Raw genomic sequence first — 25,713 nt, forward strand, 5'->3', positions numbered from 1 at the left:
CTCAGTCCTCGCGCCGCGCGGCCGCCGACCGCGTCAGCCGCGCCGTGACGAGGACGAGCAGGCCCAGGAGCACGAGGACCCCGCAGCCGACGAAGACCCCCGGGTACCCCAGGGCGCTCGTGCCCCCGAGCGCGATGACCGGGCCGGCGACGATGGCGCCGACGCGCGTGGTGTTCATGAAGAGGCTGGACGCCAGCCCGGGCCGGCCGAGCACGTCCTGGAAGAGGGTCAGCCCGACCCCGGACATCGTGGCGATGAACACCGCGTTGGGCAGCTGGCCGGCGAGGAGGACCGGCGTCGAGGGCGCCAGGGCCATCGCCGCGTAGTACGCCAGCCCGGCGACGCACCCGACCGCGACGACGCGGCGCGGCCCGAACCGGGCGGTGACCCGGCCGAGCACGACGAGGATCGGGATCTCGAGGGCGGCGCAGGTGCCGAGCGCGATACCGCTCCACTCGACGTCGAGGCCCAGCTCGTCGGTGACGAGCAGCGGCAGGGACGACACAGCGGCGTTGAGGGCCGCACCGAGGGCGACGAACGTGCCGAGCAGCACCAGCACCTCGGGCCGGCGCAGGGCCACCCCCATCCGGTCGCCGGTCGGCGGTGGGCGACGGGCGTGCGGGGAGGTGGCGTGCGCGTGCATCATCACGCGGGTGAGGGCGAGCCCGAGGACGCCCAGTGCCGCGACGACCCAGAGCACCGAGCGCTGGCCGAGCACGCCCATGAGGAACGCGGCGAACGGCGGTCCGCCGACCCACGCGAAGGAGAACACCGCCCGGGTGCGCATGATCTGCTGCACGCTCGCGCCGGTGTGCCGCTGGTAGGCGAAGATCAACCCGATGGCGATGCCCGCCGGACCGCCGAGCGCGACGAGGGCGAGGACGGCGAGCGGCAGCGTCGTCGCGAGGGCCAGCGCCGTGGTGAGGGCGATCGTGAACCCGCCGCACCACAGCAGCGGCCTGAGGTAGTCGCCGCGGCGGTCGGCCCGGGTGGGCACGACGAGCGTCGAGACGAACCCGCTGACGTTGTAGGCGGCGAGCGCGAACCCCACCTCGGCCGCCGACGCCCCGTAGAGCGAGACGAGGATGATGCCGACCGCCGGGTTGAGAAAGGCGAACTGCGTCCCCCACAGCAGGGCGGCCGAGGGGACGAGCAGCGCGCGGCGGTGGCCCGCGAGGAACCCGGAGCCGGCGGCCGCGGTCACTTCTTCGTGGCCTGCGCGCCCGCTCCGTCGGAGGTCAGCGCGGCGATGAAGGCCTCGGGCGGCACCTCGACCGAGCCGATGTTCTTCATCCGCTTCTTGCCGGCCTTCTGCTTCTCGAGCAGCTTGCGCTTGCGGCTGATGTCACCGCCGTAGCACTTGGCGAGCACGTCCTTGCGGATGGCGCGGATGTTCTCGCGGGCGATGACCCGGGCGCCCACGGCGGCCTGGATCGGCACCTCGAACTGCTGGCGCGGGATGAGCTCCTTGAGCTTGCCGGCCATCATCAGGCCGTAGCCGTAGGCCTTGTCCTTGTGGACGATCGCCGAGAAGGCGTCGACCGTCTCGCCCTGGAGCAGGATGTCGACCTTGACGAGGTCGGCGGCCTGGTCACCGTCGGGCTCGTAGTCGAGGCTCGCGTAGCCGCGGGTGCGCGACTTCAGCTGGTCGAAGAAGTCGAAGACGACCTCGGCGAGCGGCAGCGTGTACCGCATCTCGACGCGGTCCTCGGAGAGGTAGTCCATCCCGAGGAGGGTGCCGCGCTTGCCCTGGCAGAGCTCCATGATCGCGCCGATGAACTCGCTCGGCGCGAGGATCGTCGTGCGCACCTTCGGCTCGCGGACCTCGGCGATCTTGCCACCGGGGAACTCGCTCGGGTTGGTGACGGTGACCTGGGTGCCGTCGTCCATCGTCACGTCGTAGACGACGTTGGGCTGGGTGGAGATCAGCTCGAGGTCGAACTCGCGCTCGAGCCGCTCGCGGACGATCTCGAGGTGCAACAGGCCGAGGAAGCCGCAGCGGAAGCCGAAGCCCAGGGCGACCGAGGTCTCGGGCTCGTAGACGAGCGCGGCGTCGTTGAGCTTGAGCTTGTCGAGCGCGTCGCGCAGGTCCGGGTAGTCGGAGCCGTCGAGCGGGAAGAGGCCGGAGAAGACCATCGGCTTGGGGTCGCGGTAGCCGCCGAGCGCGTCGGCGGCCGGCTTGGCCGCGTTCGTCACGGTGTCGCCGACCTTGGACTGGCGGACGTCCTTGACGCCGGTGATGAGGTAGCCGACCTCGCCGACGCCGAGTCCCCTGCCGGGCAGCGGTTCCGGGCTGATGACGCCGATCTCGAGGAGCTCGTGGGTCGCCTTGGTCGACATCATCGCGATGCGCTCGCGCGGGTTGAGGTTGCCGTCGACGACGCGGACGTAGGTGACGACGCCGCGGTAGGTGTCGTAGACCGAGTCGAAGATCATCGCGCGGGCGGGGCCGTCGGCGTTGCCGGTGGGCGACGGGATCTGGGCGACGATGGCGTCGAGGAGCGGCTCGACGCCGACCCCGGTCTTGCCCGACACCTGGAAGCAGTCCTCGGGCTCGCAGCCGATGAGGCCGGCGAGCTCCTCGGCGTACTTCTCCGGCTGCGCGGCCGGCAGGTCGATCTTGTTGAGGACCGGGATGATCGTCAGGTCGTTCTCCATCGCGAGGTAGAGGTTCGCGAGGGTCTGGGCCTCGATGCCCTGCGCCGCGTCGACGAGGAGCACGGCGCCCTCGCACGCGGCGAGGCTGCGCGAGACCTCGTAGGTGAAGTCGACGTGGCCCGGGGTGTCGATCATGTTGAGGACGTGGCTGCCGCCGTCGACCTCCCAGGGCATCCGGACGGCCTGGCTCTTGATGGTGATGCCGCGCTCGCGCTCGATGTCCATCCGGTCGAGGTACTGCGCGCGCATCGCCCGCTCGTCGACGACCCCGGTGATCTGGAGCATCCGGTCGGCGAGGGTCGACTTGCCGTGGTCGATGTGGGCGATGATGCAGAAGTTGCGGATCGCCTCCGGCGGCGTCGCGTGCGGCTGCAGCACGGTCTTGGCGCGGGGGGACACGGGTGGGCGGTTCCTTGCTGTGGTGGACGGTGGGCCCGCCGGCGGACGGCGGTCGGGGCACTGCGTCCCAGTCTCCCACGTCGCGGCGGTGGGTCCGAACGGGATGCGGACGGTCGGGGTGCACTTGCGGCCGAGGGGCGGGGTGGTGTGTGTGTCGCGTGCTCTCGGTTGCACCACATCCCGAAGCAACCGAGAGCACTCCGACCACGTGCCCCGCCGACACTCTCGGTTGCTCGCGATACCGACTCAACCGAGAGCACTCGCACCACGTGCCCCGCCGACACTCTCGGTTGCTCCCGATACCGACTCGACCGACAGTCACTGCACCACACCCCTCGCCCACCGCCGGGCGCGGTCGTCGGCGCAGGCACCCGCCGGCGGCCTGCGGACAGCATCCGGGGAAACCGGGACCATCACCCCGGTTTCCCCGGCTGGAGGGATCGACGGGTGGCCCGCGCTGGCTAAGGTCGGCCGCATGCAGTGGCAGCGCGTCCTCCGGCCGGTCCTCGACACCGCGCGCCGAGAGCTCGCCCGCGCGACCCGACGGTCGCGCCCGGCCGCCCCCGGGCCGGCCGACGCGCCATCCCCCGCCCCGTCACCCCCGGCTCCTCCGGCACCGCCATCCACCCCACGCCGCCCGCACACGCCGTCCGGCTACCCGGGCGACCACACCGGCTCGCTCGAGCCCGAGTACGACCCGCACCCGGACGGCCGCCCCGACCCGGGCGAGATCGTCTGGACCTGGGTGCCCTACGAGGAGGACCACACCCAGGGCAAGGACCGCCCGGTGCTGCTCGTCGGCCGCGACGGCCCGTGGCTGCTGGCCCTCCAGCTGACGAGCAAGGACCACGACCGCGACGCCGGCCAGGAGCGCGCGGCGGGTCGGCTCTGGGTCGACATCGGCTCCGGCCCCTGGGACGCGAGGGGCCGGCCCAGCGAGGTGCGCGTCAACCGGGTCGTCCGCGTCGACCCCGCCCACGTGCGCCGCGAGGGAGCCGTCCTCCCGAGGGACCGGTTCGACGCCGTCGCGGCCGCCGTCCGCGCCGCCCGCTGACCGCGCCGGCTCCTCGCCGCGACGCACGAGGGCCCGTCACCCAGTGGGTGACGGGCCCTCGGTGCGAGGCGCCTGGCTCAGAGCGAGGCGGCCTTCTTGGCCATCGCGGACTTCTTGTTCGCGGCCTGGTTCTTGTGGATGACGCCCTTGCTCACGGCCTTGTCGAGCTTGGTGGACGCGGCCTTGAGGGCCTTGTTCGCCTCGTCGGCGTTCCCGGTGGCCGCGGCCTCGCGGAACCGGCGGATCGCCGTCTTGAACTCGGACTTGACCGCCTTGTTGCGCTCGGTGGCGCGGCGGTTGGTCTTGATGCGCTTGAGCTGGGACTTGATGTTCGCCACTGGATGTACTGCCTTCGGTCGGGATCGGGTTGCCGTGTAGAGGGCGGCAGACGCTCGTCGGGACCGGGCGTGGGGCACCCGTGGTTGACTCGCGCTGGGTGGTGCTCGTGCGCGCGCGACCACACGCGCACGCAGTCGACAAAGGTACCAGCGGCGGTCCCGGCCTGCCAAAACGGCCGACCGCCGAGCCGACGCCCGCCGGTCAGCCGTCGCGGTGGCGCTCGTGCTGCCGCGTGATCGCGAGGACGACCCGCTCGACGGCGTACACGGGGTCTCGCCCCCCGCCCTTGACCTCGGCGTCGGCGGCGGCGAGCGCCTGGAGGCAGGTGGCCAGCCCCTCGGCGGTCCACCCGGAGAGGGTGCGCCGGGCCCGGTCGACCTGCCACGGAGCCATCCCGACGTCGCGGGCGATGTCGCCGGAGCGCCCGCGCCCGGCCGAACCGACCTTGACGAGCTGGCGCACCTGCTGGGCGAGCACGGCGACGATCGGCACGGGGTCGACCCCGACCGCGATGGCGTGCCGCAACAGGCGCAGTGCCTCCCCCGCGTCCCCGGCGAGGGCGGCGTCGGCGACCCGGAAGCCCGTCGCCTCGACCTTGCCGCCGTGGTAGGTGAGGACGACCTGCTCGTCGATGACGCCGGTGGTGTCGTCGACGAGCTGCTGGCAGGCCGCCGCGAGCTCGCGGACGTCCTTGCCGACCGCCTCGACGAGTGCGTGCACCGCCTCGGCCGTGGCCTTGCGGCGGGCGCGGCGGAACTCGTGGGCGGCGAAGTCGGTCTTGTCGCGGTCGGTCTTGACGGCGGGGGCGTCGAGCACCCGCGCGCCGGCGCCGCGCAGGGCGTCGAGGACCTTCTTGCCGCGCTGTCCGCTCTTGTGGAGCACGACGAGGGTGAGGTCGGGCTCGGGGTGGTCGGTGACGACGGAGAGCAGGTCGCCCTGGAGGTCCTCCCCGGCCTCGTCGAGGTCGTGGACGACGATGCACTTCGCGCCGCCGAAGAGCGAGGGGCTCGTGTGCAGGACGAGCTCGCCGGGCTCGTAGGCGCCGGCGTGGACGCGGATGACCTCGAGGTCGGGGCTGGCGACCCGCAGGTCGTCGAGCGTCGCGGCGAGCGCCCGCTCGGCGAGGATCCCCTCGGGACCCGACACGAGGACGTACGGGGGCACGCGGTGCGCGACGGCGACGACGTCCTCGGTCATGGCGCCACTCTGCCACCCGTCGCCGACGGCCCCGGACCGGATGTCCGGGGCGGCGCGCGCAGGACCTACGCTCGTCCGGTGCTCCTCGACGGCCCCTTCGACCTCGCCCGCCACCGGCGGGTCGTCATCGTCGGGGTCACCGGGTCGGGCAAGTCCTCGCTGGCGGTCCGCCTCGCGGCGATCGGCGGGATGCCGCACGTCCGCATCGACGACCTCATGTGGCGCCCGGGCTGGGTGCAGCTCGACGCCGCCGCCCAGGCCGACGCCGTGGCGCCGCACGTCGGCGCCGACGCGTGGGTCCTCGACGGCCTGTGGACCGCCACCCGCGAGGTCGTCCTCCCCCGCACCGACCTCGTCATCGCGCTCGACTACCCGCGCCGGGTCAGCCTCGGCCGACTGCTCAACCGCACGGTGCACCGCATCCGCACCCACGAGGAGGTCTGCGGCGGCAACACCGACACGTGGGGCAAGGCCCTCTCGCGCGACTCGATCGTGGCCTGGCACTTCCGGTCCTTCGACCGCAAGCACGCCCAGATCGAGTCGATGGTCGCGTCGCCGGACGGTCCGCCGGTGCTGCGCCTCACCGACCCGCGGCGCACGGAGTCGTGGCTGCGCTCGCTCGAGCACGCCGCGGCCGCCTGAACGGCCTCGGCCCCGGCGGGAGCCGTCAGTCGAAGGTGAGGGTCGGGCCGCGACCGGCCTCGAGCCCGAGCCCGGCCAGCCGGGCCGCCACGGCCTCGCTGGGCACCTCCATCGACTCGGCGAGCTCGTCGAGGGAGAGCCCGAGCGACACCCCGTCGCGCAGCTCCTCGTCGAGCTCGGCGGTCCACGCGTGGCCGTGGGTGACGGCGGTGCGTGGGGACGCCGGCGGCGGCGGGTCGGCGGCCACCGGACGCTCGGCGGCCACCGGACGCTCGGCGGCCACCGGCGCCGCCGAGCCCGAGCCCATCGACGTCCCGGCGAGTGCTCCGGTGAGCCCGCGCCGGGCCGGCTCGGCGACGGGCAGCGGCGGTGGAGCGGTCTCGTCGAGCCGGGCCAGCGCCGAGAGGACCATCGCGCGGTCGGCCGTCGGCCAGAACGGCGGCAGCGAGCGCTGGAGGAAGCCGGCGTAGCGCGCGGTCATCATCCGGGAGTCGAGGAACGCCACGACGCCACGGTCGTCGCCGCGCCGGATGAGCCGGCCCGCCCCCTGCGCGAGCCGCAGCGCCGCGTGCGTGGCGGAGACGGCCATGAAGCCGTTGCCGCCCATCCGGGCGATGGCCTGCGAGCGCGCGGACGCCAGGGGGTCGTCCGGGCGCGGGAACGGGATGCGGTCGACGATGACGAGCTGGCACGACGACCCCGGCACGTCGACGCCCTGCCACAGCGAGAGGGTGCCGAAGAGGCAGGTGCGGGGGTCCTTGGCGAACTCGCGCACCAGCGTCGAGATCTGGTCCTCGCCCTGGCACAGGACGACGATGTCGGTGTCGTCCAACCGTTCCCGCATCACCTCGGTGGCCTCCTTGGCCGCCCGCATCGACGAGAACAGCCCGAGCGTGCGCCCACCCGCGGCCCGCACCAGCGCCTCGATCTCGTCGAGGGTCTCGGGCGCCGTGCCGTCGCGCCCCGGCGGCGGCAGGTGCTTGGCGACGTAGGCGATGCCCTGCTTCGGGTACTCGAACGGGCTGCCGACGTCGAGGCCGCGCCACGCCGGCGACCCCTCGCCGCGCAGGCCGATGGTGCCCGCGACGGCGTCGAACGAGCCACCCAGCTCGAGTGTCGCCGACGTGATGACCACCGTGCGCTCGTCGAACACCTTGTCGCGCACCAGCATCGCGACGCTCATCGGCGCGACCCGCAGCACCGGCCCGCGTCGGGGGTCCTTGGAGAGCCACACGACGTCGAGCTCGCGCTCCTCGAGCATCCGGGCCGAGACGTCGAAGAGGTCCTCGACCGCCGCCCGGGCGACCTGCTTGGCGCCGTCCGGCTCCTCGCCCTGCTGCGGCTTGAGCTCGGTCTGCGCGGCGCGCGCGACGTCCCGGATGCGGCCGAGGGCCAGCGCCAGCGCGTCGGGGACGGCCGTGAGCCGCCCCTCGGGCATCGGCTCGAGGACCGACTCGAGGAGGGTCGCGGCGTCGTCGAGCGCCTCGGCGGCGTCGGCCTGCCGCCCGGCGCGCTTCGAGGCCGCCCGCACCGTGCCCGGCGTCAGCTCGTCGGTGATGGTCGAGGTGACCCGGTCGACGAGCTCGTGGCCCTCGTCGACGACGAGGACGTCGTGCTCGGGGAGCATCTGGCGGCCCTCGAAGGCGTCGATGGCCATGAACGAGTGGTTCGTGACGACGACGTCGACGTCCTTGGCGGCCTCGCGGGAGCGCTCGACGAAGCACTCGGCGACCATCGGGCATCGCGACCCCAGGCACTCCTCGGCACTGACCGACACCTGGCGCCAGGCCCGCTCGGAGACGCCGGGCACGAGCTCGTCGCGGTCGCCGGACTCGGTCTCGCCGGCCCACTCGCGCAGCCGGACGACCTCGGCGCCGAGGCGCGAGGCCGCGCGGTCGACGTCGCCGACCGAGAGCAGGCTGTCGGCGTCGTCGTCGGGGAAGCCGCCCTCGAGCTTGTGGAGGCACACGTAGTTGCGCCGGCCCTTGACGAGCGCGTACGTGGGGCGCCGGCCGACGACGGGCTCGAGGGCCTCGGCGAGGCGCGGCATGTCGCGGTCGACGATCTGCGCCTGGAGCGCGAGGGTGGCCGTGGCGACGATCGCCGTCTTGCCGGTGTCCATCGCGTGCTGGACCGCCGGCACGAGGTAGGCGAGCGACTTCCCGGTGCCCGTCCCGGCCTGGACGAGCAGGTGCTCGCCCGACTCGACGGCGTCGGCGACCGCGTGCGCCATCTCGACCTGACCCGGCCGCTCGGTGCCCCCGACACCCGTGACCGCGGCGTGGAGCAGGTCGTCGAGGGAGGGCACCCGTGCAGCCTAGGCTGTGCCGGACCCACCCCCGGCAGGCCGTCCCCAGGCACCCGATCGGCGACGGTGGCGTTGCGCATGACGCACCGCGTTGCGGTTGACGCACCCGATCTCTTGTCGCGGCCCCGTGCGGCTGACACCATGGCCGACGTGACCACGAGCGCGCAGACCACCACGACCGTCCCGCCCGACATCGAGATCGCCGAGGCCGCCACGCTGACGCCGATCGTCGACCTGGCCCGCGAGCAGCTCGGCATCGAGCCCGACGCCCTCGTCCCCTACGGTCACACGAAGGCGAAGGTCTCGCTCGGGTACGTCCGCAGCCTCGCCGACCGCTCCGAGGGCCGGCTCGTCCTCGTCACCGCCATCTCCCCCACCCCCGCCGGTGAGGGCAAGACGACGACCTCGGTCGGGCTGGCCGACGCCCTCGCCTCGCTCGGCGAGAAGGCGATGGTCGCCCTGCGCGAGCCGTCGATGGGCCCGGTCTTCGGCATCAAGGGCGGCGCGGCCGGCGGCGGCTACGCCCAGGTCGTGCCCATGACCGACATCAACCTCAACTTCACCGGTGACTTCGCGGCGATCGCGGCGGCCAACAACCTGCTGTCGGCGATCCTCGACAACCACGTCCACCACGGCAACGCGCTCGGCATCGACCCACGCACCGTCACCTGGAAGCGGGTCGTCGACCTCAACGACCGGGCGCTGCGCGACGTCGTCGTCGGGCTCGGCGGCGTCGCCAACGGCATCCCCCGCGAGGACGGCTTCGACATCGTCGTCGCGTCCGAGGTGATGGCCATCCTCTGCCTCGCGACGTCGATCAAGGACCTCAAGGAACGGCTCGGCAACGTCGTCGTCGGTTACACGCGCGACAAGCAGCCGGTCACCGCGCGCGACCTCAAGGCTCACGGCGCGATGACCGTCATCCTCCGGGATGCGTTGGCGCCCAACCTCGTCCAGACCCTCGAGCACACACCGGCGATGATCCACGGCGGCCCGTTCGCCAACATCGCGCACGGCTGCAACTCGGTGATGGCCACCCGCACGGCGCTCAGGCTGGCCGACTACGTCGTCACCGAGGCCGGCTTCGGGGCCGACCTCGGCGCCGAGAAGTTCATCGACATCAAGTGCCGCCAGTCCGGCCTGCGGCCCTCGGCGGTCGTCGTCGTCGCCACCGTCCGCGCGCTCAAGTACCACGGGGGGATGGCCGTCGCCGACCTCAAGCAGGAGTCGGTCGACGCGCTGACCCTCGGGATGGCCAACCTGCGCCGGCACCTGCGCAACGTCCGCGACGTCTACGGGCTGCCTGCGGTCGTCGCCCTCAACCGCTTCCCCACCGACACCGACGCCGAGGTCGCGGCGCTGCTGCGGCTCGTCGAGGAGGAGGGCTTCCGGGCCTTCGAGGCGACCCACTACGCCGACGGGGCGGCCGGCGCCCAGGACCTCGCGCGCGGCGTCCTCGACGCCATCGAGAACAGCCCCGGCGAGATGCAGCTCGTCTACCCCGACGACCTCTCGCTCGCCGAGAAGGCCGAGGCCGTGGCGACGCGCGTCTACGGCGCCGCCGGGGTCACCTTCGACGCCAAGGCCGCCCGCCGGCTGGCGGCGATCGAGGCCGAGGGCTTCGGCCACCTCCCCGTCTGCATGGCCAAGACGCAGAGCTCGTTCTCCACCGACCCGACCCTGCGCGGCGCCCCGGTCGACCACACCGTGCACGTCCGCGAGGTACGCCTGGCCGCCGGCGCGGGCTTCGTCGTCATGGTCACCGGCGACATCATGACGATGCCCGGCCTGCCCAAGGTGCCCGCGAGCGAGCACATCGACGTCGACGACGACGGGCGCATCGTCGGACTCAGCTGAGGAGCGGCCGGCCGTCGAGCCGGCGCGCCATCCAGACGTCGTCGCGGTCGTCGTCGGCACCGACGCGGATGCCGCCGGGCAGCCGGCCGACCTCCTCGTACCCGAGCGCGGCGTAGAAGGCGTCGACCCCCGTGCCGCCGCGCACGCCGAGCTCGGCGACCTCGACGCCGTCCTCGCGGGCGACGCGGTGCATCGCCGCCATGAGCAGCCGGCCGAGGTTGCGTCCGCGACGGTCCGGGTCGGACATCACCCGGTAGGCCGTGCGCCGGTGCCCGAGCAGGGGGTTGGCCGCCGCCGACCACCACGCCGCCGCCACGACGGCGTCGTGCGGGTCACGGAGCAGGACCGCGACGGCGGTGCGAGCGGCCATCTGCTCCTCGTGGGCGGCGAGGGCCTCGGCGACCCGCTCGCGCGGGGCCCCGGGCAGGAAGCCGACCGCCCCGCCGGAGTCGTTCGTCGCACACCACAGGTCGAGCACGGCCTCACGCGTCTCGGCGTCGAAGGGCCTGCGCCACACCTCGGCCCGCGGCGCCACCAGCACGACCGGTCCGGGCACGTCGGCCGGGTCGTTCGCCCGGGCCCGCTCGACGACGACCGCCGGGACTCCCGGCAGCACCGCGCCCTCCTCGGCGGCCCCGGCGAGGGTGAACCCGCTCCGCTCGGCGGTGCGGATCGAGGCGCGGTGGTCCGGGCGCGCGGTGGCCGTCAGCGGCAGGGCCGGGCCGTGCTCGAGGGCGTCCGCCGAGACCGCGCGCGCGACCTCCGGCCCGAGGCCGCGGCCCTGGTGCGGCACGTCGAGGCGGTAGTAGAGGTTGAGGTTGCGCCGGTCCCGGCCGTGGATGACCCCGCCGACGCCGAGCGCGTCGCCGGTGCCGCGGTCCTCGACGACGCCGTAGCCGAAGCCGTGCTCGGCCCAGTGCACCAGTGCGGCGCCGAGCAGCTCCTCCGCTCGCGCGACGTCGCTGCGGGCCCACGGCGCGAACGGGTACTGCGCCGGGTCGGTGTGCAGCCGGACCCAGAGGTCGCGGTCGGTCTCCCGCAGCGGGCGCAGGCGGGTCCGGACGGTCGTCAGCGTGCGAGGCGTGGTCACGCCGTCACCCTATTGCGAACAACTCGCAACAGTGGCTCCGGGGTGCGCGTCAGACCGCGAAGGCCGAGAGGTCGTCGGCCAGCTCGGCGTCGACCCGGGCCGTGAGGCGCGTCCCCTCGGCGACGTGCTCGCTCGTGAGGACCTCCCCCGTCTCGTGGACGCGGCTCACGAGGTCGCCGCGCTCGTAGGGCACGAGGACGTCGACGTCGACGTCGGGCTGCGGCAGCTCGTCGGCGATGAGCGCCCGCAGCTCGTCGAGCCCGGCGCCGGTGCGGGCGGAGACGACGATCGAGTGCTTCTCGTGGCGACGGAGCCGGTCGAGCACCTCGGGGTCGGCGAGGTCGGCCTTGTTGACGACGATGACCTCGCGCACGTCCGTGGCCTCGACGTCGGCGAGGACGGCGCGGACCGCGGAGATCTGCCCCTCGGGGTCGGGGTGCGAGCCGTCGACGACGTGCAGCAGCAGGTCGGCGTCGGCGACCTCCTCGAGCGTGGAGCGGAAGGCCTCGACGAGCTGGTGCGGCAGCTGGCGGACGAACCCGACGGTGTCGGCGAGCGTGTACAGGCGCCCGTCGGGGGTCTCGGCGCGGCGCACGGTGGGGTCGAGGGTCGCGAAGAGCTGGTTCTCGACGAGCACGCCCGCACCGGTGAGCCGGTTGAGCAGGCTGGACTTGCCGGCGTTCGTGTACCCGGCGATGGCCACGCTCGGCACGCGGTTGGCCTTGCGCCCACCGCGCTTGGTGTCGCGGGTGGTCTTCATGTCCTTGATCTCGCGGCGCAGCTTGGCGATCCGGCTGTTGATCCGGCGGCGGTCGAGCTCGATCTTCGTCTCGCCCGGGCCGCGCGAGCCCATGCCCTGGCCGCCCGCGGCCTGGCCACCCGCCTGCCGCGACATCGAGTCACCCCAGCCGCGCAGGCGCGGCAGGAGGTACTGCAGCTGGGCGAGCTCGACCTGGGCCTTGCCCTCCCGGCTCTTCGCGTGCTGGGCGAAGATGTCGAGGATGAGCGCGGTGCGGTCGATGACCTTGACCTTGACGACGTCCTCGAGCGCGCGGCGCTGGCTCGGGGCGAGCTCGGTGTCGCAGACGACCGTGTCGGCGCCCTCCTCGATGACGACGTCGCGCAGCTCCTGCGCCTTGCCCTTGCCGAGGTAGGTCGCGGGGTCGGGGTTGGCCCGGCGCTGGATGACGCCCGCCAGGACCTCCGAGCCGGCCGTCTCGGCGAGCGCGGACAGCTCGCGCAGGGAGTTCTCGGCGTCGACGAGGGTCCCCTCGGACCACACGGCCGCGAGGACGACGCGCTCGAGGCGCAGCTGGCGGTACTCGACCTCGGTGACGTCCTCGAGCTCGGTGGAGAGCCCGGCGACGCGACGCAGCGCGGCGCGCTCCTCGCGGTCGTACTGGTCGCCGTCGAAGGTCAGCGCGTCGTCGTCCAGCACGAAGCCGGCGTCGTCGAAGGAGGTGGTGGCGGTCTCGGCGAGCGCCTCGGCCCGCCCGGAGAGGATGTTCTTGGCAGTCATATGCTCCCTAGGGTCTCATCGGTCAACGCCGGGGCGCGACGGGATTCTTCCGCTCCGCCGCTACCGTGGGCCCCGCGATGAGCGACCACGACCACTACTTCACCGCCGCCCCGGCGAGCGACGGCGAGCGCCGGCCGCTGCGGGTGCGGCTCGCCGGGCGGGACGTCGAGGTGGAGGTGGCGGGGGGCGTCTTCTCTCCCGGCGGGCTCGACAAGGGCACCCGTGTGCTGCTCGACGAAGCGCCCGCTCCCCCGCCGACCGGCACCTTCCTCGACCTCGGCTGCGGGTGGGGCCCGGTGGCCCTGACTCTCGGACTGCGCTCACCCGGCGCCACCGTCTGGGCGGTCGACGTCAACGAGCGCGCGCTCGACCTCTGCCGCCGCAACGCCGCGGCACTGGGCCTGACCGGCGTGCGGGCCGGCGTCGCCGCCGACGTCCCGGCCGAGGCGCGCTTCGACCTCATCTGGTCCAACCCGCCGATCCGGGTCGGGAAGGCCGTGCTGCACGACCTGCTGCGGACGTGGCTGCCCCGCCTGGCGCCGGGCGGCCGCGCATCCCTCGTCGTGCAGAAGAACCTCGGGTCCGACAGCCTGCAGCGCTGGGTCGAGGCCGAGCTCGGGATGCCGTGCCGTCGGCTGACCTCGGTGAAGGGCTTCCGGGTCCTCGAGGTCACTCCCGCGCATCCCTGACGAACGGCAGCCCCGCCGCGAGGATCTGCCGGTCCCAGGTGAGGAAGTCGACGCCCTCGACGAGGGCCTGGGTGAGCAGCAGCCGGTCGAAGGGGTCACCGTGCGGGAGGCCCTCGACCTCCCCGATCCGCAGCCCGTGCTCGACGAGGACGGGGAGGTGGCGGAAGCCCGACTCCGCCAGCATCTGCCCGAGCGGTTCGGTGAACTCGAGCCGCCCCGTCCGGACCTTGATGGTCAGCTCCCAGGTGCTGGCGGCGGACACGAACACGGTGTCGCTCTCGAGGCGGCTGCGCGTGCGTGCGCCCAGACGGGACTCGTCCCGCAGCGCGGCCAGGGCGACGTGGGAGTCGAGGAGCATCAGATCGGGCCCTCGGTCATCAGTCGCGTGAGCTCCTCGTCGGGCTCGTCGAAGGTGTCCGGGTCGTAGAAGATCTTCCCCTTGCCCAGACCGAGGGTGATGCCTCGCGGACGGGGTGCGACGAGCTCGGCGACGGGCCTGCCGTTGCGGGCGATCGTGATCCGCTCGCCCGCCTCGACCCGTTCGAGCAGCCGGGAGAGGTGGGTCTTGGCCTCGTGCACGTTCACGGTCGAGGCGGTGCGGGGGTCCCGCGGCGTCGGGGTCGGCTGCTCCCTCATCACCTCAGCGTAGTGGACCAGACTTAGTCCGCTCCACGCTCACGACCGCTCAGCGCCGGGGCCACACCACCATCGCGGAGCCCCCACCACGGCGCGTGGGCTCGGCGGCCGCCGTCAGCAGCCCGTGCCGGCCGACGTCGATCGCCGTCGCGGCGCCGATCTCCGGCGTCGAGGTGATCGTGTGCCCGAGCGCCCTCAGCCCGGCGCCGGTCGGGCCGTCGGCGATCGCCGGCTCGGCCTGCTCGCTCGTGCCGTTGCGGCTCGACAGGCGTGGGGCCGCGAGTGCGTCACCGACGGACAGCCCGCGCTCGAAGTGCCCGAGGAGGATCTGCGCCGTCGTCGTGATGATCGACGCGCCGCCCGGGCTGCCCGCGACGAGGTCGAGCCGGCCGTCGTCGAGGACGATCGTCGGCGACATCGACGAGCGCGGGCGCTTCGAGGGGCCGGGCAGGTTCGGGTCCGGCACACCCGGCGTCACGGGCACGAAGTCGAAGTCGGTGAGCTCGTTGTTGAGGATGAACCCCCAGCCCGGCACGGTGATGGCCGAGCCGCCCGTCTGCTCGATCGTCGAGGTGTAGGCGACGGCGTTGCCCCAGCGGTCGACGACCGACAGGTGGGTGGTCGACGTGCCGTCGTGGGGCAGGACGCCGGACGCGGTGGCGGTGCCGCAGTCGGCGTAGTCGCCGTCCGGGCTGCCGAAGGGCAGCGGGCGGGGCATCGCGGCGGTGGCGGAGAAGAGGCAGGACCGCTCGTCGGCGAACCCCTGCGACACCAGCTCGCGCACCGGCACGCCGCGCACGTCGCCGAGGTAGCGGTTGCGGTCGGCGAAGGCCGTGGCCGAGGCCTCGGAGAAGCGGTGGAGGTACTGGACGGCGTCGACGTCGGAGGTCTTCGTCCCGGTGCGCCGGTCGTAGGCCTCGACGAGGTTGAGGATCTCGCCGACCCCCGTGCCGCCGCTGCTCGGCACCGGCATGCCGTAGATGTCCTTGCCGCGGTAGCGCGAGTGGACGGGGTCCTTGTCGAGCACCCGGTACCGGGCGAGGTCGCGGGTGGTCATCTCGCCCGCGGCGACGGACGTCCCCGGCGTCGTCGTGGGGTTGCGCACCTGGGCGACGAGGTCGCGGCCGAGCCGCCCCCGGTAGAGCGCGTCGACGCCCTCGGTGCGCAGGAGCCGGAGGGCCCTGGCCAGGTCGGGGTTGCGGAACACCGAGCCGGTGGCCGGCGCGGTCCCGCCCGGGAGGAAGACCCGGGCGGTCTCGGGGAAGGTCGAGAAGCGCTCGGCGTTGTCGAGGGTCTGCTGGTGGAACGTCGCGTCGACGACGAAGCCGTCACGGGCGATCCGCTCGGCAGGCGCGAGCAGGGTGGACAGGCGCCGGCTGCCCCAGCGGTCGACGGCCCGCTCCCACGTGGCCGGCGTGCCCGGGACGCCCACGGGCTGACCGGAGTTGACGACCGTGTCGAAGTCCTTCGCGGTGCCGTCGGCGTTGCGGAACTGGTTCTCGTCGTAAGTCGCCGGCGCCGCCTCGCGTCCGTCGATGGTCTGGACGCGGTGCTTCCGGGCGTCGTAGTGGACGAAGAACCCGCCCCCGCCGATGCCCGTCGAGTACGGCTCGGTGACCCCGAGGGCCGCCGCGGTCGCGACCGCAGCGTCCGTGGCGTTGCCCCCGGCGCGCAGGACGTCGATGCCGACCTGGCTGGCGACCGGGTCGACGCTGGAGACCGCTCCCCCGGACCCGGTCATCACGGCGACCTTCGGCAGCTGGTGCCCGACCGGCGGCCGGCCCCCGCGCCCCGGGTGACCGTGGTCCTGCGGTGCCGCCGTGCTCGGCGTCGCGACCGCGAGGGTCGCGGCGACACCGAGCGCGAGGCCGGCCGCGAGGCGGCGTCGGGTGGGTCGGACGGGTGCAGCGCTGCGCAGGGTCCCCATCACGGCACCGTAACCCGCGGTCGCGGGCCTGTCGCGCCGAGCGGGAGGCGCCCGGCGGACGGCCGGCGCGTCAGTCGGGCAGGAGGGCGGTGGGCACCGAGCCGTCGGCGACGAGCACCGCCGGCCCGGCGAGCTCGACCCCGTGGTCCGGGAGCAGCCGGACGGTCAGCCGGCCGCCGGGGACGTCGACGAGCCACGTCGAGCCGGTGTCGAGGGAGCCGGCCCAGAAGCTCGTGGCGATGGCCGCCGCGCAGGCCCCGGTGCCGCAGGAGCGGGTCTCGCCGACGCCCCGCTCGTGCACCCGCATGACGACGTGGCCCGGACCGACGGGGCGGACCAGCTCGACGTTCGTGCCGTGCGGCGGCTCGGGGCGCACCGAGGGGGCCTCGAGAAGGTCGAGGTCGGCGAGCTCGACCTCCTCGGGGAGCGCGACGACGGTGTGCGGGTTGCCGAGGTCGACCGACAGCGCGGAGAACGGGTCGCCACCGCCGACGTGGACGAGCGCGTCGAAGCCGTCGCGCTCGGCCGTCGGGGCGTCGGCGAGGCGCCAGGGGCCGAGCTCGACCGACCAGTGGTCGCCGTCGCGCCGGACGGCCTTGGCGCCCGCGCGGGTGGCGATGGTGAACGCGTCGGCGTCCTCGAGGCCCTCGCGGCGCAGGTACTCGGCGAAGACGCGGGTGCCGTTGCCGCACATCTCCGCCGCCGACCCGTCGGCGTTGCGGTAGTCCATGAACCAGCGTGCCGCGCCGGCCTGCTCGCGCACGGCGGGCTCGTCGGCGAGCTCGGTGGGCACGACCCGGATGACGCCGTCGCCGCCGATCCCGGCGCGGCGGTCGGCGAGCCGGGCGGCCCGGGCGGCGGACAGCCCGAGGGCGCCGTCGAGGTCGGGCACGAGGACGAAGTCGTTCTCGGTGCCGTGCCCCTTGGTGTACGCGAGCCGGTCAGCCATGCGCACCATCGTCCCATCCCCCGCGCCGCACCCGGGTCGCCGCCTCCTCGACGCGCTCGGCGACCCGGTCGACGAGGTCGGGGTCGGTGGCGTCGACCCACGTGGTGCGGGGGTCCGCGCCGAACCACGACTCCTGGCGCCGGACCAGCCGGCGGGTGCGCAGCGCGGTGTCGGGGACCGCGTCGTCCGGGGTCATCGTCCCGTCCACGACGGCGAGCGCCTGCGCGTACCCGACGGCCCGGCTCGCCGTGCGCCCCTCGCGCAGACCGAGGTCGACGAGGGCGCGGGTCTCCTCGACGAGGCCGGCGTCGAACATCCGGCGGGTGCGGCGCTCGATCCGGCGGTCGAGCGCCTCGCGCTCGAGGCGCAGGCCGACGGTCAGCGTGGGCCGCACCGACTCGCGCACCGGCAGGGTCGCGCTGAACGGCCGACCGGTCAGCTCGACGACCTCGAGGGCCCGCACCACGCGGCGCGTGTTGTTCGGCTCGATGGCCGCCGCGGCCTGCGGGTCGGCGTCCCGCAGCTCGGCGAGGAGCGCGGCCGTGCCCTCGGCAGCGGCGCGCTCCTCGAGCCGTCGGCGCACCTCGGGGTCGGTGGGCGGGATGTCGAGCCGGTCGAGGAGCGCGCGGACGTAGAGACCCGAGCCGCCGACGACGAGCGGCACCCGCCCGCGGTCGAGCACCGCCGCGAGGTCGGCGCGCGCGTGGCGCTGGTAGCCGGCGACCGTCGCCTCGTCGGTGACGTCGAGGACGTCGAGCTGGTGGTGTGGCACCCCCTCGCGCTCGGCGAGGGTGAGCTTGGCGGTGCCGATGTCCATCCCCCGGTAGAGCTGGGAGGCGTCGGCACCGACGACCTCGCCGCCGAGCCGGTGGGCCAGCGCGACCCCGAGGTCGGACTTGCCGGTGGCCGTGGGCCCGACGACGGCGACGACCAGCCCGGAGGCGGGGGCCGCCGGAGCCCGGAGGGCCTCCTCGAGCGGGTCCACGAGTGGGCGCTCAGTCCGCGCGCTCGTCGTCGGGTGTCTCGTCGTCGTGGCCGAAGGGGTCGCGGTCCTCGCCGGGCATCCACGACAGGCCGGGGGTCCCCCAGCCGTTGGCCTTGACCGCCTTCTTCGCCTTGCGGGCGTAGCGGCCGGTGAGCCGGTCGACGTAGAGGAACCCGTTGAGGTGGTCGTACTCGTGCTGGAGCATCCGGGCGAACCACCCGGTCGCCTCGTAGCGCAGCTCGTGGCCGTCGACGTCCTGGCCGGTGAGCACGGCCTGCTCGCCGCGGCGCAGCGGGTAGGACTCGCCCGGCACCGAGAGGCAACCCTCGGACTCCTCGTGCGGGTCGGGGTCGCCGACGACCGGCTTGGCGGCGACGAGGTAGGGGTTGATGACGACGCCGCGCGGCGGGATGCCGTCGTCGTTGGCCAGCTGCCAGGTGAAGATCCGCAGCCCGACGCCGATCTGCGGGGCGGCGAGCCCGACACCCCGCGCGGCGTCCATCGTCTCGTACATGTCGGCGACCAGCTCGCGGATGCCGTCGTCGATGACCTCGACGGGCTCGGCGCGGCGGTGGAGCACGGGGTCACCGGTGATGACGACGGGGCGGATGGTCATGGCGCCGATTCTTCCAGAGCCGGGCGCGCCGTCCGACGGCGGGAAAGGGCTGGCGCGCCGCGTCGTTCGGGTGTGGACTGGACCTGCTCCCGCGGGAGCACGCCCTGTCACCGAGCGGAAGGAGGTCGCCGATGGGATTTCTCGACAGTGCCAAGGAGAAGCTCACCGAGCTGGCCGAGCAGCACCCCGAGCAGGTCGAGTCGCTGAGCGACCAGGCCATCGAGCGCGGCGGCGACGCCGTCGACTCGGCGACGGGAGGCAAGTACGCCGACAAGGTCGACCAGGCCCAGGCCAAGGCCGACGAGGCGATCGGCGGCCAGTGAGCCGACCCGAGGCCGCGAGACCCCCGACCGGATCCGGTCGGGGGTCTCGTCCGTTCGGACAGGATCGGGCGCGCTGATCGGCCACGAAGCGTGTCGCGGACCGTCTTTCGCCCCGTCGGCCCCGAAGGCTTCCCTATGGTCGAGTCCTCGTTCCCGCCACCTCGGAAAGGACGCGCCGTGTCGCACTGGCACTCCGGGCTCCCCAAGCTCGAGCTCGAGCCGTTCGACCCGACCCCGCTCTACGACGCGGTCCGGTCGACCGCCGCCGAGACCGAGGTCGCCCAGGCCCGTCGCCGCACCAGCCTCCGCACCGCCGGCGTCGTCGCAGGTGTCGTCGCGGCCTGCGCCCTCGTGGGCGGGCTCGTCGCGCTCCTCGGCTGACGTTCAGGCGCCGCAGGCCGGCGCGGCCACCGGCACCTCGGGACGACCGACGGACGGCATCCCCAACGACACCGACGGCTTGCCGGGCACCGGCGCGTCCTGGAGCGCCGCCCAGGCGTCCCCGCCGGGCGTGCGGCGCACCGCGTAGGCACCGCCCTGCACGCCGCTGTCGGCGACGAGGTGGTGCGGCGCGCCGTAGGTGACGCCGACCGTCGCGAGGTCGCCGGGACGCGGTCGCTCGGCCCCGTCCGGCACCGAGAAGTGCACGAGCCGGTTGTCGCGGGCCCTCCCGGACATCCGCGCGGTCTCGCCGTCCTTGCGGCCCTCGCCCGGGGCCACGAGGACCTCGACCTCGCGGCGCTCGAGCGCCCGGTTGCCCGCCCACGAGACCTCCTCCTGGAGGGCGATGAGCCGGTCGAAGCGCTCCTGGACGACGGCCTTGGGCACCTGGTCGGCCATCGTCGCCGCCGGCGTGCCCGGACGGATCGAGTACTGGAAGGTGAAGGCGCTGGAGAACCGGGAGGCCTCGACGACCCGGAGGGTCTCGGCGAAGTCCTCCTCGGTCTCGCCCGGGAAGCCGACGATGAGGTCGGTCGTGATCGCCGCGTCGGGCATCGCGGCGCGGACCCGGTCGATGATCCCGAGGAACCTCTCGCTGCGGTAGCTGCGGCGCATCGCCCTGAGCACGCGGTCCGAGCCGGACTGCAGGGGCATGTGCAGGCTCGGCATGACGTTCGGGGTCTCGGCCATCGCCTCGATGACGTCGTCGGTGAACGCCGCCGGGTGCGGGCTCGTGAAGCGCACCCGCTCGAGGCCCTGGATGTCGCCGCAGGCCCGCAGCAGCTTGCCGAAGGCGAGCCGGTCGCCGAACTCGACGCCGTAGGTGTTGACGTTCTGCCCGAGCAGGGTGACCTCGACGACGCCCTGCGCGACGAGCGCCTCGACCTCGGCGAGGACGTCGCCGGGTCGGCGATCCTGCTCCTTGCCGCGCAGGCTCGGGACGATGCAGAACGTGCAGGTGTTGTTGCAGCCCACCGAGATCGAGACCCAGCCGGCGAACGCGGAGTCCCGGCGGGTCGGCAGGGTCGACGGGAAGGTCTCGAGCGACTCGAGGATCTCGACCTCGGCCCGCTGGTTGTGGCGCGCGCGGTCGAGCAGGGCCGGCAGGCTGCCGATGTTGTGGGTGCCGAAGACGACGTCGACCCACGGCGCGCGCTTGACGATCGTGTCGCGGTCCTTCTGGGCCATGCAGCCACCGACGGCGATCTGCAGGTCGGGGTTGGCGGTCTTGGCCGGGCGCAGCTGGCCGAGGTTGCCGTAGAGCTTGTTGTCGGCGTTCTCGCGCACGGCGCAGGTGTTGAAGACGACGACGTCGGCCACCTCGGGCCGCTCGGCCTCCGGCACGCTCGCGAGGTCGACGTACCCGGCGGTCTCGAGCAGGCCGGCGAGGCGCTCGGAGTCGTGGACGTTCATCTGGCACCCGTGGGTGCGCACGTCGTAGGTCTTGGCAGTCATGGCGTCCCCAAGGGTAGGCGGCGGGTGCGGTGGCGGCGAAACGCCGTCGACGGCCGGAGCGACGCCGTGTGCCCTTCAGGCGAGCCGGGTGATCGTCACGGCCACGTCGAGGGCCGCGCTCGCCCGTCCGGAGTAGATGCCCTTGAACGGCGGGACGTCGTCGTAGTCGCGGCCGCGGGCGACGACGACGTGCTCGACCCCCACGGGCGTGCCGTTCGTCGGGTCGGCGGCCACCCAGGCGTCGTCCCAGAACTCCACCCAGGCGTGGCTCTCCCCCGACGCGCTGTCGCCGACCGCGAGGTCGCGCGTCGGCACGAGGTACCCGGACACGTAGCGCGCCGGGATGCCGAGGGCCCGCAGCGCCCCGACGGTGATGTGCGCGAAGTCCTGGCAGACCCCGGCCCGGTCGGCCCACGCGTCCTCGCCGCGCCCGTGCACGCCGGTGGCGCCGGGCCGGTACTCCATCTCCTCCCGCACCCGTCGGCAGACCTCGTCGGCCGCGGCCCGGGGGGTGGGCAGGCCGCGCACGTCCTCGACGAGCGCCTCGACCCCCTCGCCGGGCCGGGTCCGCTCCGAGACCATGAGCCACTCGTAGAGCCGGTCCTGCACGGCCGCGTCGCGCACGGTGTCCCACGTGCAGGTGGCCTCCGCCGCCGGGACCTCGGTGCGCTCGACGGTCGAGATGGCCTCGATGTCGAGCCGCTGGTGCTCGGACAGGCTCTCCATCGCCATGACGTGGGTGCCCCAGTGGTCGCGGTAGACGTGGCTCCACGTGAGCGGCCGGATCCGGATGCGGTTCTCGAGCGTGGTCTGGCCCGGCTCGTTGAGCGGGGTCATCCGCAGCTCGTTGTGGGCGGCCCGGACCGGCCCGTCGTAGCCGAGGCCGGTCGTGTGGACGATGCGGTAGCGGCGCACCTCAGACCACGTCCCTCGTCCACGTCGGCAGCGGTCCCGACTGGAAGTACCGCGACGCGATGGCGCCCGACGCCGTCGTGACCGCCGACTGCACCCGGCGCATCTGGGCCGGCAGGTCGGCGATGACGTCGGTCGTCGCGCGGTACTCGAGCGAGGTGCGGATCCGTCCGAGCTGCCGGCGGGCCTCGTCGGAGACGCCGATCCGCTCGGTGTGCGGCGGCGAGAGGGCCTCGAGCCGGTTCTCGGCCTCGCGGAGGCTGAAGAAGACCGAGCGGGGGAACTCGCGGTCGAGGACGAGGAAGGCAGCGGCCCGGTCGTCGGAGAGCAGGCCGCGCTGGCTGCGCATGAACGCCTGCTGCGCACCGCAGCTCGAGAGCACCACCGACCACGGCGCGCCCCCGCCGGGATGGCCTCCGGTGGCGACGAGCCGCGCGGTCATGTCGGCCCGCTCGATGCTGCGCCCGAGGACGAGGAAGTCCCAGGCCTCGTCGTGGCTCATCGTCGAGTCGGCGATGCCCGAGACGAGTGCGGCCCGCTCGCGCACCCACGAGAGGTGCCGCTCGGTGACCATCCCCCGGCCGAAGCCGTTCCACCGGTGCCACGTCGTGTTGATGCCCTCCCACAGCTCGGTCGAGAGCGTCTCGCGGGCGCGGCGGGCGTTCTCGCGGGCGGCGAACCACGCCCCGGAGATCGAGCTGGGGTTGCTGCGGTCGAAGACGAGGGAGGCGCCGACGTCGTCGAAGGAGACCCTCCCCTCGTGCGGCAGGCCCATGATCACCGACAGCACGGTGTGCGAGGCGGCGGACTCGTCGGCGACGGGGTCCTCGAGCAGCTGCAGGCGCAGGACGTCGATGATCCGCGCTGTGCCGTCGGCCCGCTCGGTGTAGCGACCGATCCAGAAGAGGGACTCCGCGATCCGGCTCAGCACGGGGCCTCCCCCTCCTCGCGCAGCTGCTGCTGCTGTTGCTGCTGGGCGCGCATGCTGTCCTCGAGCGAGGCGGTCGGGGCGCTCATGACGACGACCTCCCGGTTGTCGGGGTGCGGCGCGGTCGCCGGGACGCTCGCCCGGCGGTCCGAGAGCACCCAGGTGTCCTTGGACCCGCCGCCCTGGCTGGAGTTGACGACGAGCTCACCCTCCGGGAGCGCCACGCGGGTCAGGCCGCCCGGCAGCACCCGCACCCGCTCCCCGTCGTTGACCGCGAACGGGCGCAGGTCGACGTGCCGGGGAGCGAGGCCGCCGTCGATGAAGGTCGGGACGGTCGAGAGCTGCACGACCGGCTGGGCGATCCAGCCGCGCGGGTCGTCCTCGAGCGTGGTCCGCAACCGGTCGAGGGTCGGGCCGTCGGCGCGCGGACCGACGACGAGCCCCTTGCCCCCGGAGCCGTCGACCGGCTTGACGACCATCTCGTCGAGGTGCCCGAGGACGTGCTCGAGCGCCCCGGCCTCGGCGCAGCGGAAGGTGTCGACGTTCGGGAGGATCGGGTCCTCGTCGAGGTAGAAACGGGTCAGCTCCGGGAGGTAGCTGTAGATCAGCTTGTCGTCGGCGACGCCGTTGCCGACGGCGTTGGCGACCGTCACCCGGCCGGCCCGCATCGCCGAGGTGAGCCCCGCGACACCGAGCACCGAGTCGCCGCGGAAGTGCACGGGGTCGATGAAGTCGTCGTCGACCCGGCGGTAGATGACGTCGACGGGGCGGTCCCCGGTCGTCGTCCGCATCCGGACCTGGCCGCCGACGCAGACGAGGTCGCGCCCCTCGACGAGCTCGACGCCCATCATCCGGGCGAGCAGGGCGTGCTCGAAGTAGGCGCTGTTGAAGACGCCGGGCGTGAGGACGACGACGGTCGGGTCGCTCGCGCCGTCCGGGGCGGCGGCCCGCAGCGCCGCGAGGAGCATCCGCGGGTAGTCGTGGACCGGCCGGATGCGCATCGTCGCGAAGGCCTCGGGGAAGACGTTGGCCATCGCCCGGCGGTTGGCGATGACGTAGCTGACGCCCGAGGGGACGCGGACGTTGTCCTCGAGGACCCGGAAGGTGCCGGCCTCGTCGCGCACCAGGTCCACGCCGGCGACGTGGACCCGCACGCCGTTCGCGGGCCGGATGCCCGTGACGGCCCGGTGGTAGTGGTTCGAGCTGGCGATGAGCCGCCACGGGACGACGCCCTCGTGGACGGCCCGCGGGATCTCGCCCTCGCGTGAGTAGATGTCGTCGAGGAAGGCCTCGAGCGCCGCGACCCGCTGGGCGACCCCGGACTCGATGACCTGCCACTCGTGCGCCGAGATGACCCGCGGGACGGCATCGAGCGGGAAGGGGCGCTCCTCCCCCGCGTAGTCGAAGGTGACGCCCTGGTCGAGGTAGGAGCGGGCGAGGATGTCCGCACGCTCCTTGAGCGTCGACCCGGTCATCGACCGCAGGGTGTGGAAGACGGCCTTGTACGGCGTGCGCGGCTCGCCGGGACCGTCGAGCATCTCGTCCCACGCCCCGCCGCCGAGCCGGTACCCCTCGAAGAGGCTCCCCGGGGCGTCGGTGCTCGGCGGCTGGCTCACCCGTCCGAACCTAGGGGCAAACGGTGACCGTGTCATCACGACCGCGTCTCCGGGATGTTTCCGGGAGGACCCCGATGCCGGTCGCCCCCGGCGCGTGCGAGGCTGGGGCACAGCGACATCCGTTGCGAGGTCTGGAGGTTCGGTGCGCACCCTGCTCAACGTCGTCTGGTTCGTCTTCGGCGGGTTCTGGCTCGCCCTGGGGTACGCGTTCGCCGGGCTCGTCCTCTGCCTGCTCGTCGTGACCATCCCGCTCGGGGTCGCGTCGTTCCGGATGGCCAGCTACGCGCTGTGGCCGTTCGGGCGCGCGGTCGTCGAGAAGCCCGGAGCCGGCGCCGGGTCGGTGGTGCTCAACGTCGTGTGGATCGTCCTCGCCGGCTGGTGGCTGGCCCTCGGTCACCTGTTGACCGCCGTCGCGCAGGCGATCACGATCATCGGCATCCCGCTGGCCATCGCCAACCTCAAGCTGCTGCCGGTCTCGCTCGTGCCCTACGGCAAGGAGATCGTCCCGAGCGACTCGCTGCCGCCCGGACGCCGGCCGCTGCACTCGCTCTGAGCGGCGGCGCCGGCCACCCGCTCGGTCAGTCGCGCCGGTGCTCGGGGGCCTCGCGGACCGCCTCGCGCACGACCCGCATCGTCAGCTCGGCGTCGTAGCCCTTGCGGGCGAGCATGCCGGCGAGCCGCCGCGTCTGGACGACCGGCTCGAGGCCGTGCATCGTGCGCATCTTCTTCGCGACGAGCTGCCTCGCCCGCTCCTCCTCGGAGTGCCGGTCGACGTCGGCGAGGGCCGCCGCGGCCGTCTCGTCGTCGACGCCCTTGCGGCGCAGCTCCTGGCGCAGCGCCCGGGTGGCGAGCCCGCGGCCGGCCTGCTGGGAGCGCACGAGCATCCCCGCGTAGGCCTCGTCGTCGACGAGGCCGACCTCCTCCATCCGGTCGAGGACGGCGGTGGCGACGTCGTCGGGACAGTCCTTCTTGCGCAGGGCCTGGGCGAGCTGGGACCGGCTGCGCGGGGCGGCGGTCAGCTGGCGCAGGACGATCTGGCGCGCCCAGTCGTGGGGGTCGGGCTCCTGGCCGCGGGTGCGCGGGTCGGCCTCGGGGTCCGGTTCGGGCGCCCGGGACACGGCGGGCCCCGCCGCCCAGTCGGGCGGCGGGGCCGATCCGTCGGCGAAGGCCATC

General features: G+C 73.8%; 25 protein-coding genes. 7 read left to right on the top strand and 18 right to left on the bottom strand.

Features of this window, described 5'->3' with window-relative positions:
- Position 1 precedes the first annotated feature (1 nt).
- Complete coding sequence (locus JQN70_RS00840; protein ID WP_204129426.1) at positions 2–1,204, bottom strand: MFS transporter; 1,203 nt, start codon at positions 1,202–1,204, stop codon at positions 2–4.
- A complete protein-coding gene (gene lepA / locus JQN70_RS00845; RefSeq protein ID WP_307835738.1) occupies positions 1,201–3,057 on the bottom strand; it encodes a translation elongation factor 4 in 1,857 nt (618 codons plus the stop codon). Before lepA ends, JQN70_RS00840 begins: the two co-directional genes overlap by 4 nt.
- Before the next feature lie 475 nt (positions 3,058–3,532).
- On the opposite strand from lepA, the gene JQN70_RS00850 reads away from it, so the two are divergent.
- Positions 3,533–4,111 carry a type II toxin-antitoxin system PemK/MazF family toxin gene (locus JQN70_RS00850; protein ID WP_204129427.1) on the top strand — a complete coding sequence of 193 codons (579 nt, stop codon included), beginning with the start codon at positions 3,533–3,535 and terminating at the stop codon, positions 4,109–4,111.
- Between the two features lie 77 nt (positions 4,112–4,188).
- Here the strand turns inward: JQN70_RS00850 and rpsT are convergent, their stop codons facing one another.
- Positions 4,189–4,449, bottom strand: coding sequence for a 30S ribosomal protein S20 (gene rpsT / locus JQN70_RS00855; RefSeq protein WP_204129428.1), 261 nt, complete (start codon positions 4,447–4,449; stop codon positions 4,189–4,191).
- A 202-nt stretch (positions 4,450–4,651) separates the two neighbouring features.
- Complete coding sequence (holA, locus tag JQN70_RS00860) at positions 4,652–5,647, bottom strand: DNA polymerase III subunit delta (protein WP_204129429.1); 996 nt, start codon at positions 5,645–5,647, stop codon at positions 4,652–4,654.
- A gap of 78 nt (positions 5,648–5,725) precedes the next feature.
- Here holA and JQN70_RS00865 point away from each other — a divergent pair, with 78 nt between their 5' ends.
- Positions 5,726–6,289: a P-loop NTPase family protein gene (locus tag JQN70_RS00865; protein WP_204129430.1), complete on the top strand. Its 564-nt coding sequence runs from the start codon at positions 5,726–5,728 to the stop codon at positions 6,287–6,289.
- A 25-nt stretch (positions 6,290–6,314) separates the two neighbouring features.
- On the opposite strand, the gene JQN70_RS00870 is transcribed toward JQN70_RS00865, so the two are convergent.
- Positions 6,315–8,597 carry an ATP-dependent DNA helicase gene (locus tag JQN70_RS00870; RefSeq protein WP_307835739.1) on the bottom strand — a complete coding sequence of 761 codons (2,283 nt, stop codon included), beginning with the start codon at positions 8,595–8,597 and terminating at the stop codon, positions 6,315–6,317.
- A gap of 150 nt (positions 8,598–8,747) precedes the next feature.
- Between JQN70_RS00870 and JQN70_RS00875 the strand changes: the two genes are divergently transcribed.
- On the top strand, positions 8,748–10,454 hold the full coding sequence (locus tag JQN70_RS00875) for a formate--tetrahydrofolate ligase (RefSeq protein ID WP_307835740.1): 1,707 nt from the start codon (positions 8,748–8,750) through the stop codon (positions 10,452–10,454).
- Here JQN70_RS00875 and JQN70_RS00880 read toward each other — a convergent pair.
- The gene (locus JQN70_RS00880; RefSeq protein ID WP_204129432.1) at positions 10,447–11,544 is read right to left on the bottom strand and encodes a GNAT family N-acetyltransferase; all 1,098 of its coding nucleotides are present in this window, start codon (positions 11,542–11,544) and stop codon (positions 10,447–10,449) included. The genes JQN70_RS00875 and JQN70_RS00880 overlap by 8 nt on opposite strands.
- Before the next feature lie 49 nt (positions 11,545–11,593).
- Entirely contained in the window at positions 11,594–13,063 is a 1,470-nt protein-coding gene (hflX, locus tag JQN70_RS00885; protein ID WP_204129433.1) for a GTPase HflX, read from the bottom strand.
- Positions 13,064–13,140: 77 nt separating this feature from the next.
- On the opposite strand from hflX, the gene JQN70_RS00890 reads away from it, so the two are divergent.
- Complete coding sequence (locus JQN70_RS00890; RefSeq protein ID WP_204129434.1) at positions 13,141–13,752, top strand: class I SAM-dependent methyltransferase; 612 nt, start codon at positions 13,141–13,143, stop codon at positions 13,750–13,752.
- Here the strand turns inward: JQN70_RS00890 and JQN70_RS00895 are convergent.
- The 6 genes from JQN70_RS00895 to def form a co-directional block, all read right to left on the bottom strand.
- Entirely contained in the window at positions 13,733–14,110 is a 378-nt protein-coding gene (locus JQN70_RS00895; protein ID WP_204129435.1) for a type II toxin-antitoxin system VapC family toxin, read from the bottom strand. The two genes, JQN70_RS00890 and JQN70_RS00895, sit on opposite strands and share 20 nt — an antisense overlap.
- On the bottom strand, positions 14,110–14,388 hold the full coding sequence (locus JQN70_RS00900) for a type II toxin-antitoxin system Phd/YefM family antitoxin (RefSeq protein ID WP_204129436.1): 279 nt from the start codon (positions 14,386–14,388) through the stop codon (positions 14,110–14,112). The genes JQN70_RS00895 and JQN70_RS00900 overlap by 1 nt, the downstream gene beginning before the upstream one ends.
- Before the next feature lie 49 nt (positions 14,389–14,437).
- The gene (gene ggt / locus JQN70_RS00905) at positions 14,438–16,315 is read right to left on the bottom strand and encodes a gamma-glutamyltransferase (protein ID WP_204129437.1); all 1,878 of its coding nucleotides are present in this window, start codon (positions 16,313–16,315) and stop codon (positions 14,438–14,440) included.
- 70 nt (positions 16,316–16,385) lie between these two features.
- Positions 16,386–17,273, bottom strand: coding sequence for a diaminopimelate epimerase (gene dapF, locus JQN70_RS00910; protein ID WP_434063736.1), 888 nt, complete (start codon positions 17,271–17,273; stop codon positions 16,386–16,388).
- Entirely contained in the window at positions 17,257–18,249 is a 993-nt protein-coding gene (gene miaA / locus JQN70_RS00915; RefSeq protein WP_204129439.1) for a tRNA (adenosine(37)-N6)-dimethylallyltransferase MiaA, read from the bottom strand. Before miaA ends, dapF begins: the two co-directional genes overlap by 17 nt.
- A 10-nt stretch (positions 18,250–18,259) precedes the next feature.
- A complete protein-coding gene (def, locus tag JQN70_RS00920) occupies positions 18,260–18,865 on the bottom strand; it encodes a peptide deformylase (protein ID WP_204129440.1) in 606 nt (201 codons plus the stop codon).
- A 131-nt stretch (positions 18,866–18,996) separates the two neighbouring features.
- Here def and JQN70_RS00925 point away from each other — a divergent pair, with 131 nt between their 5' ends.
- Together JQN70_RS00925 and JQN70_RS00930 are read left to right on the top strand one after the other, a co-directional pair.
- A complete protein-coding gene (locus JQN70_RS00925) occupies positions 18,997–19,188 on the top strand; it encodes an antitoxin (protein ID WP_204129441.1) in 192 nt (63 codons plus the stop codon).
- Positions 19,189–19,365: 177 nt separating this feature from the next.
- Positions 19,366–19,569, top strand: a complete 204-nt coding sequence (locus tag JQN70_RS00930; RefSeq protein WP_204129442.1) for a hypothetical protein — start codon at positions 19,366–19,368, stop codon at positions 19,567–19,569.
- 3 nt (positions 19,570–19,572) lie between these two features.
- Here JQN70_RS00930 and miaB read toward each other — a convergent pair whose 3' ends face one another.
- The 4 genes from miaB to JQN70_RS00950 form a co-directional block, all read right to left on the bottom strand.
- Positions 19,573–21,084 (bottom strand): tRNA (N6-isopentenyl adenosine(37)-C2)-methylthiotransferase MiaB, encoded by a 1,512-nt coding sequence (miaB, locus tag JQN70_RS00935; RefSeq protein ID WP_204129443.1) that lies wholly within the window; start codon positions 21,082–21,084, stop codon positions 19,573–19,575.
- A gap of 75 nt (positions 21,085–21,159) precedes the next feature.
- Complete coding sequence (locus JQN70_RS00940) at positions 21,160–21,999, bottom strand: transglutaminase family protein (protein WP_204129444.1); 840 nt, start codon at positions 21,997–21,999, stop codon at positions 21,160–21,162.
- Between the two features lies 1 nt (position 22,000).
- Complete coding sequence (locus tag JQN70_RS00945) at positions 22,001–22,927, bottom strand: alpha-E domain-containing protein (RefSeq protein WP_204129445.1); 927 nt, start codon at positions 22,925–22,927, stop codon at positions 22,001–22,003.
- The gene (locus tag JQN70_RS00950) at positions 22,921–24,462 is read right to left on the bottom strand and encodes a circularly permuted type 2 ATP-grasp protein (protein WP_204129773.1); all 1,542 of its coding nucleotides are present in this window, start codon (positions 24,460–24,462) and stop codon (positions 22,921–22,923) included. The genes JQN70_RS00945 and JQN70_RS00950 overlap by 7 nt, the downstream gene beginning before the upstream one ends.
- 220 nt (positions 24,463–24,682) lie before the next feature.
- Here JQN70_RS00950 and JQN70_RS00955 point away from each other — a divergent pair, with 220 nt between their 5' ends.
- Complete coding sequence (locus JQN70_RS00955) at positions 24,683–25,093, top strand: YccF domain-containing protein (protein WP_204129446.1); 411 nt, start codon at positions 24,683–24,685, stop codon at positions 25,091–25,093.
- 25 nt (positions 25,094–25,118) lie between these two features.
- Here JQN70_RS00955 and JQN70_RS00960 read toward each other — a convergent pair whose 3' ends face one another.
- Complete coding sequence (locus tag JQN70_RS00960) at positions 25,119–25,712, bottom strand: regulatory protein RecX (RefSeq protein WP_204129447.1); 594 nt, start codon at positions 25,710–25,712, stop codon at positions 25,119–25,121.
- Position 25,713 lies beyond the last annotated feature (1 nt).

This window comes from Phycicoccus sonneratiae (assembly GCF_016887965.1).
GTDB lineage: Bacteria > Actinomycetota > Actinomycetes > Actinomycetales > Dermatophilaceae > Phycicoccus > Phycicoccus sonneratiae.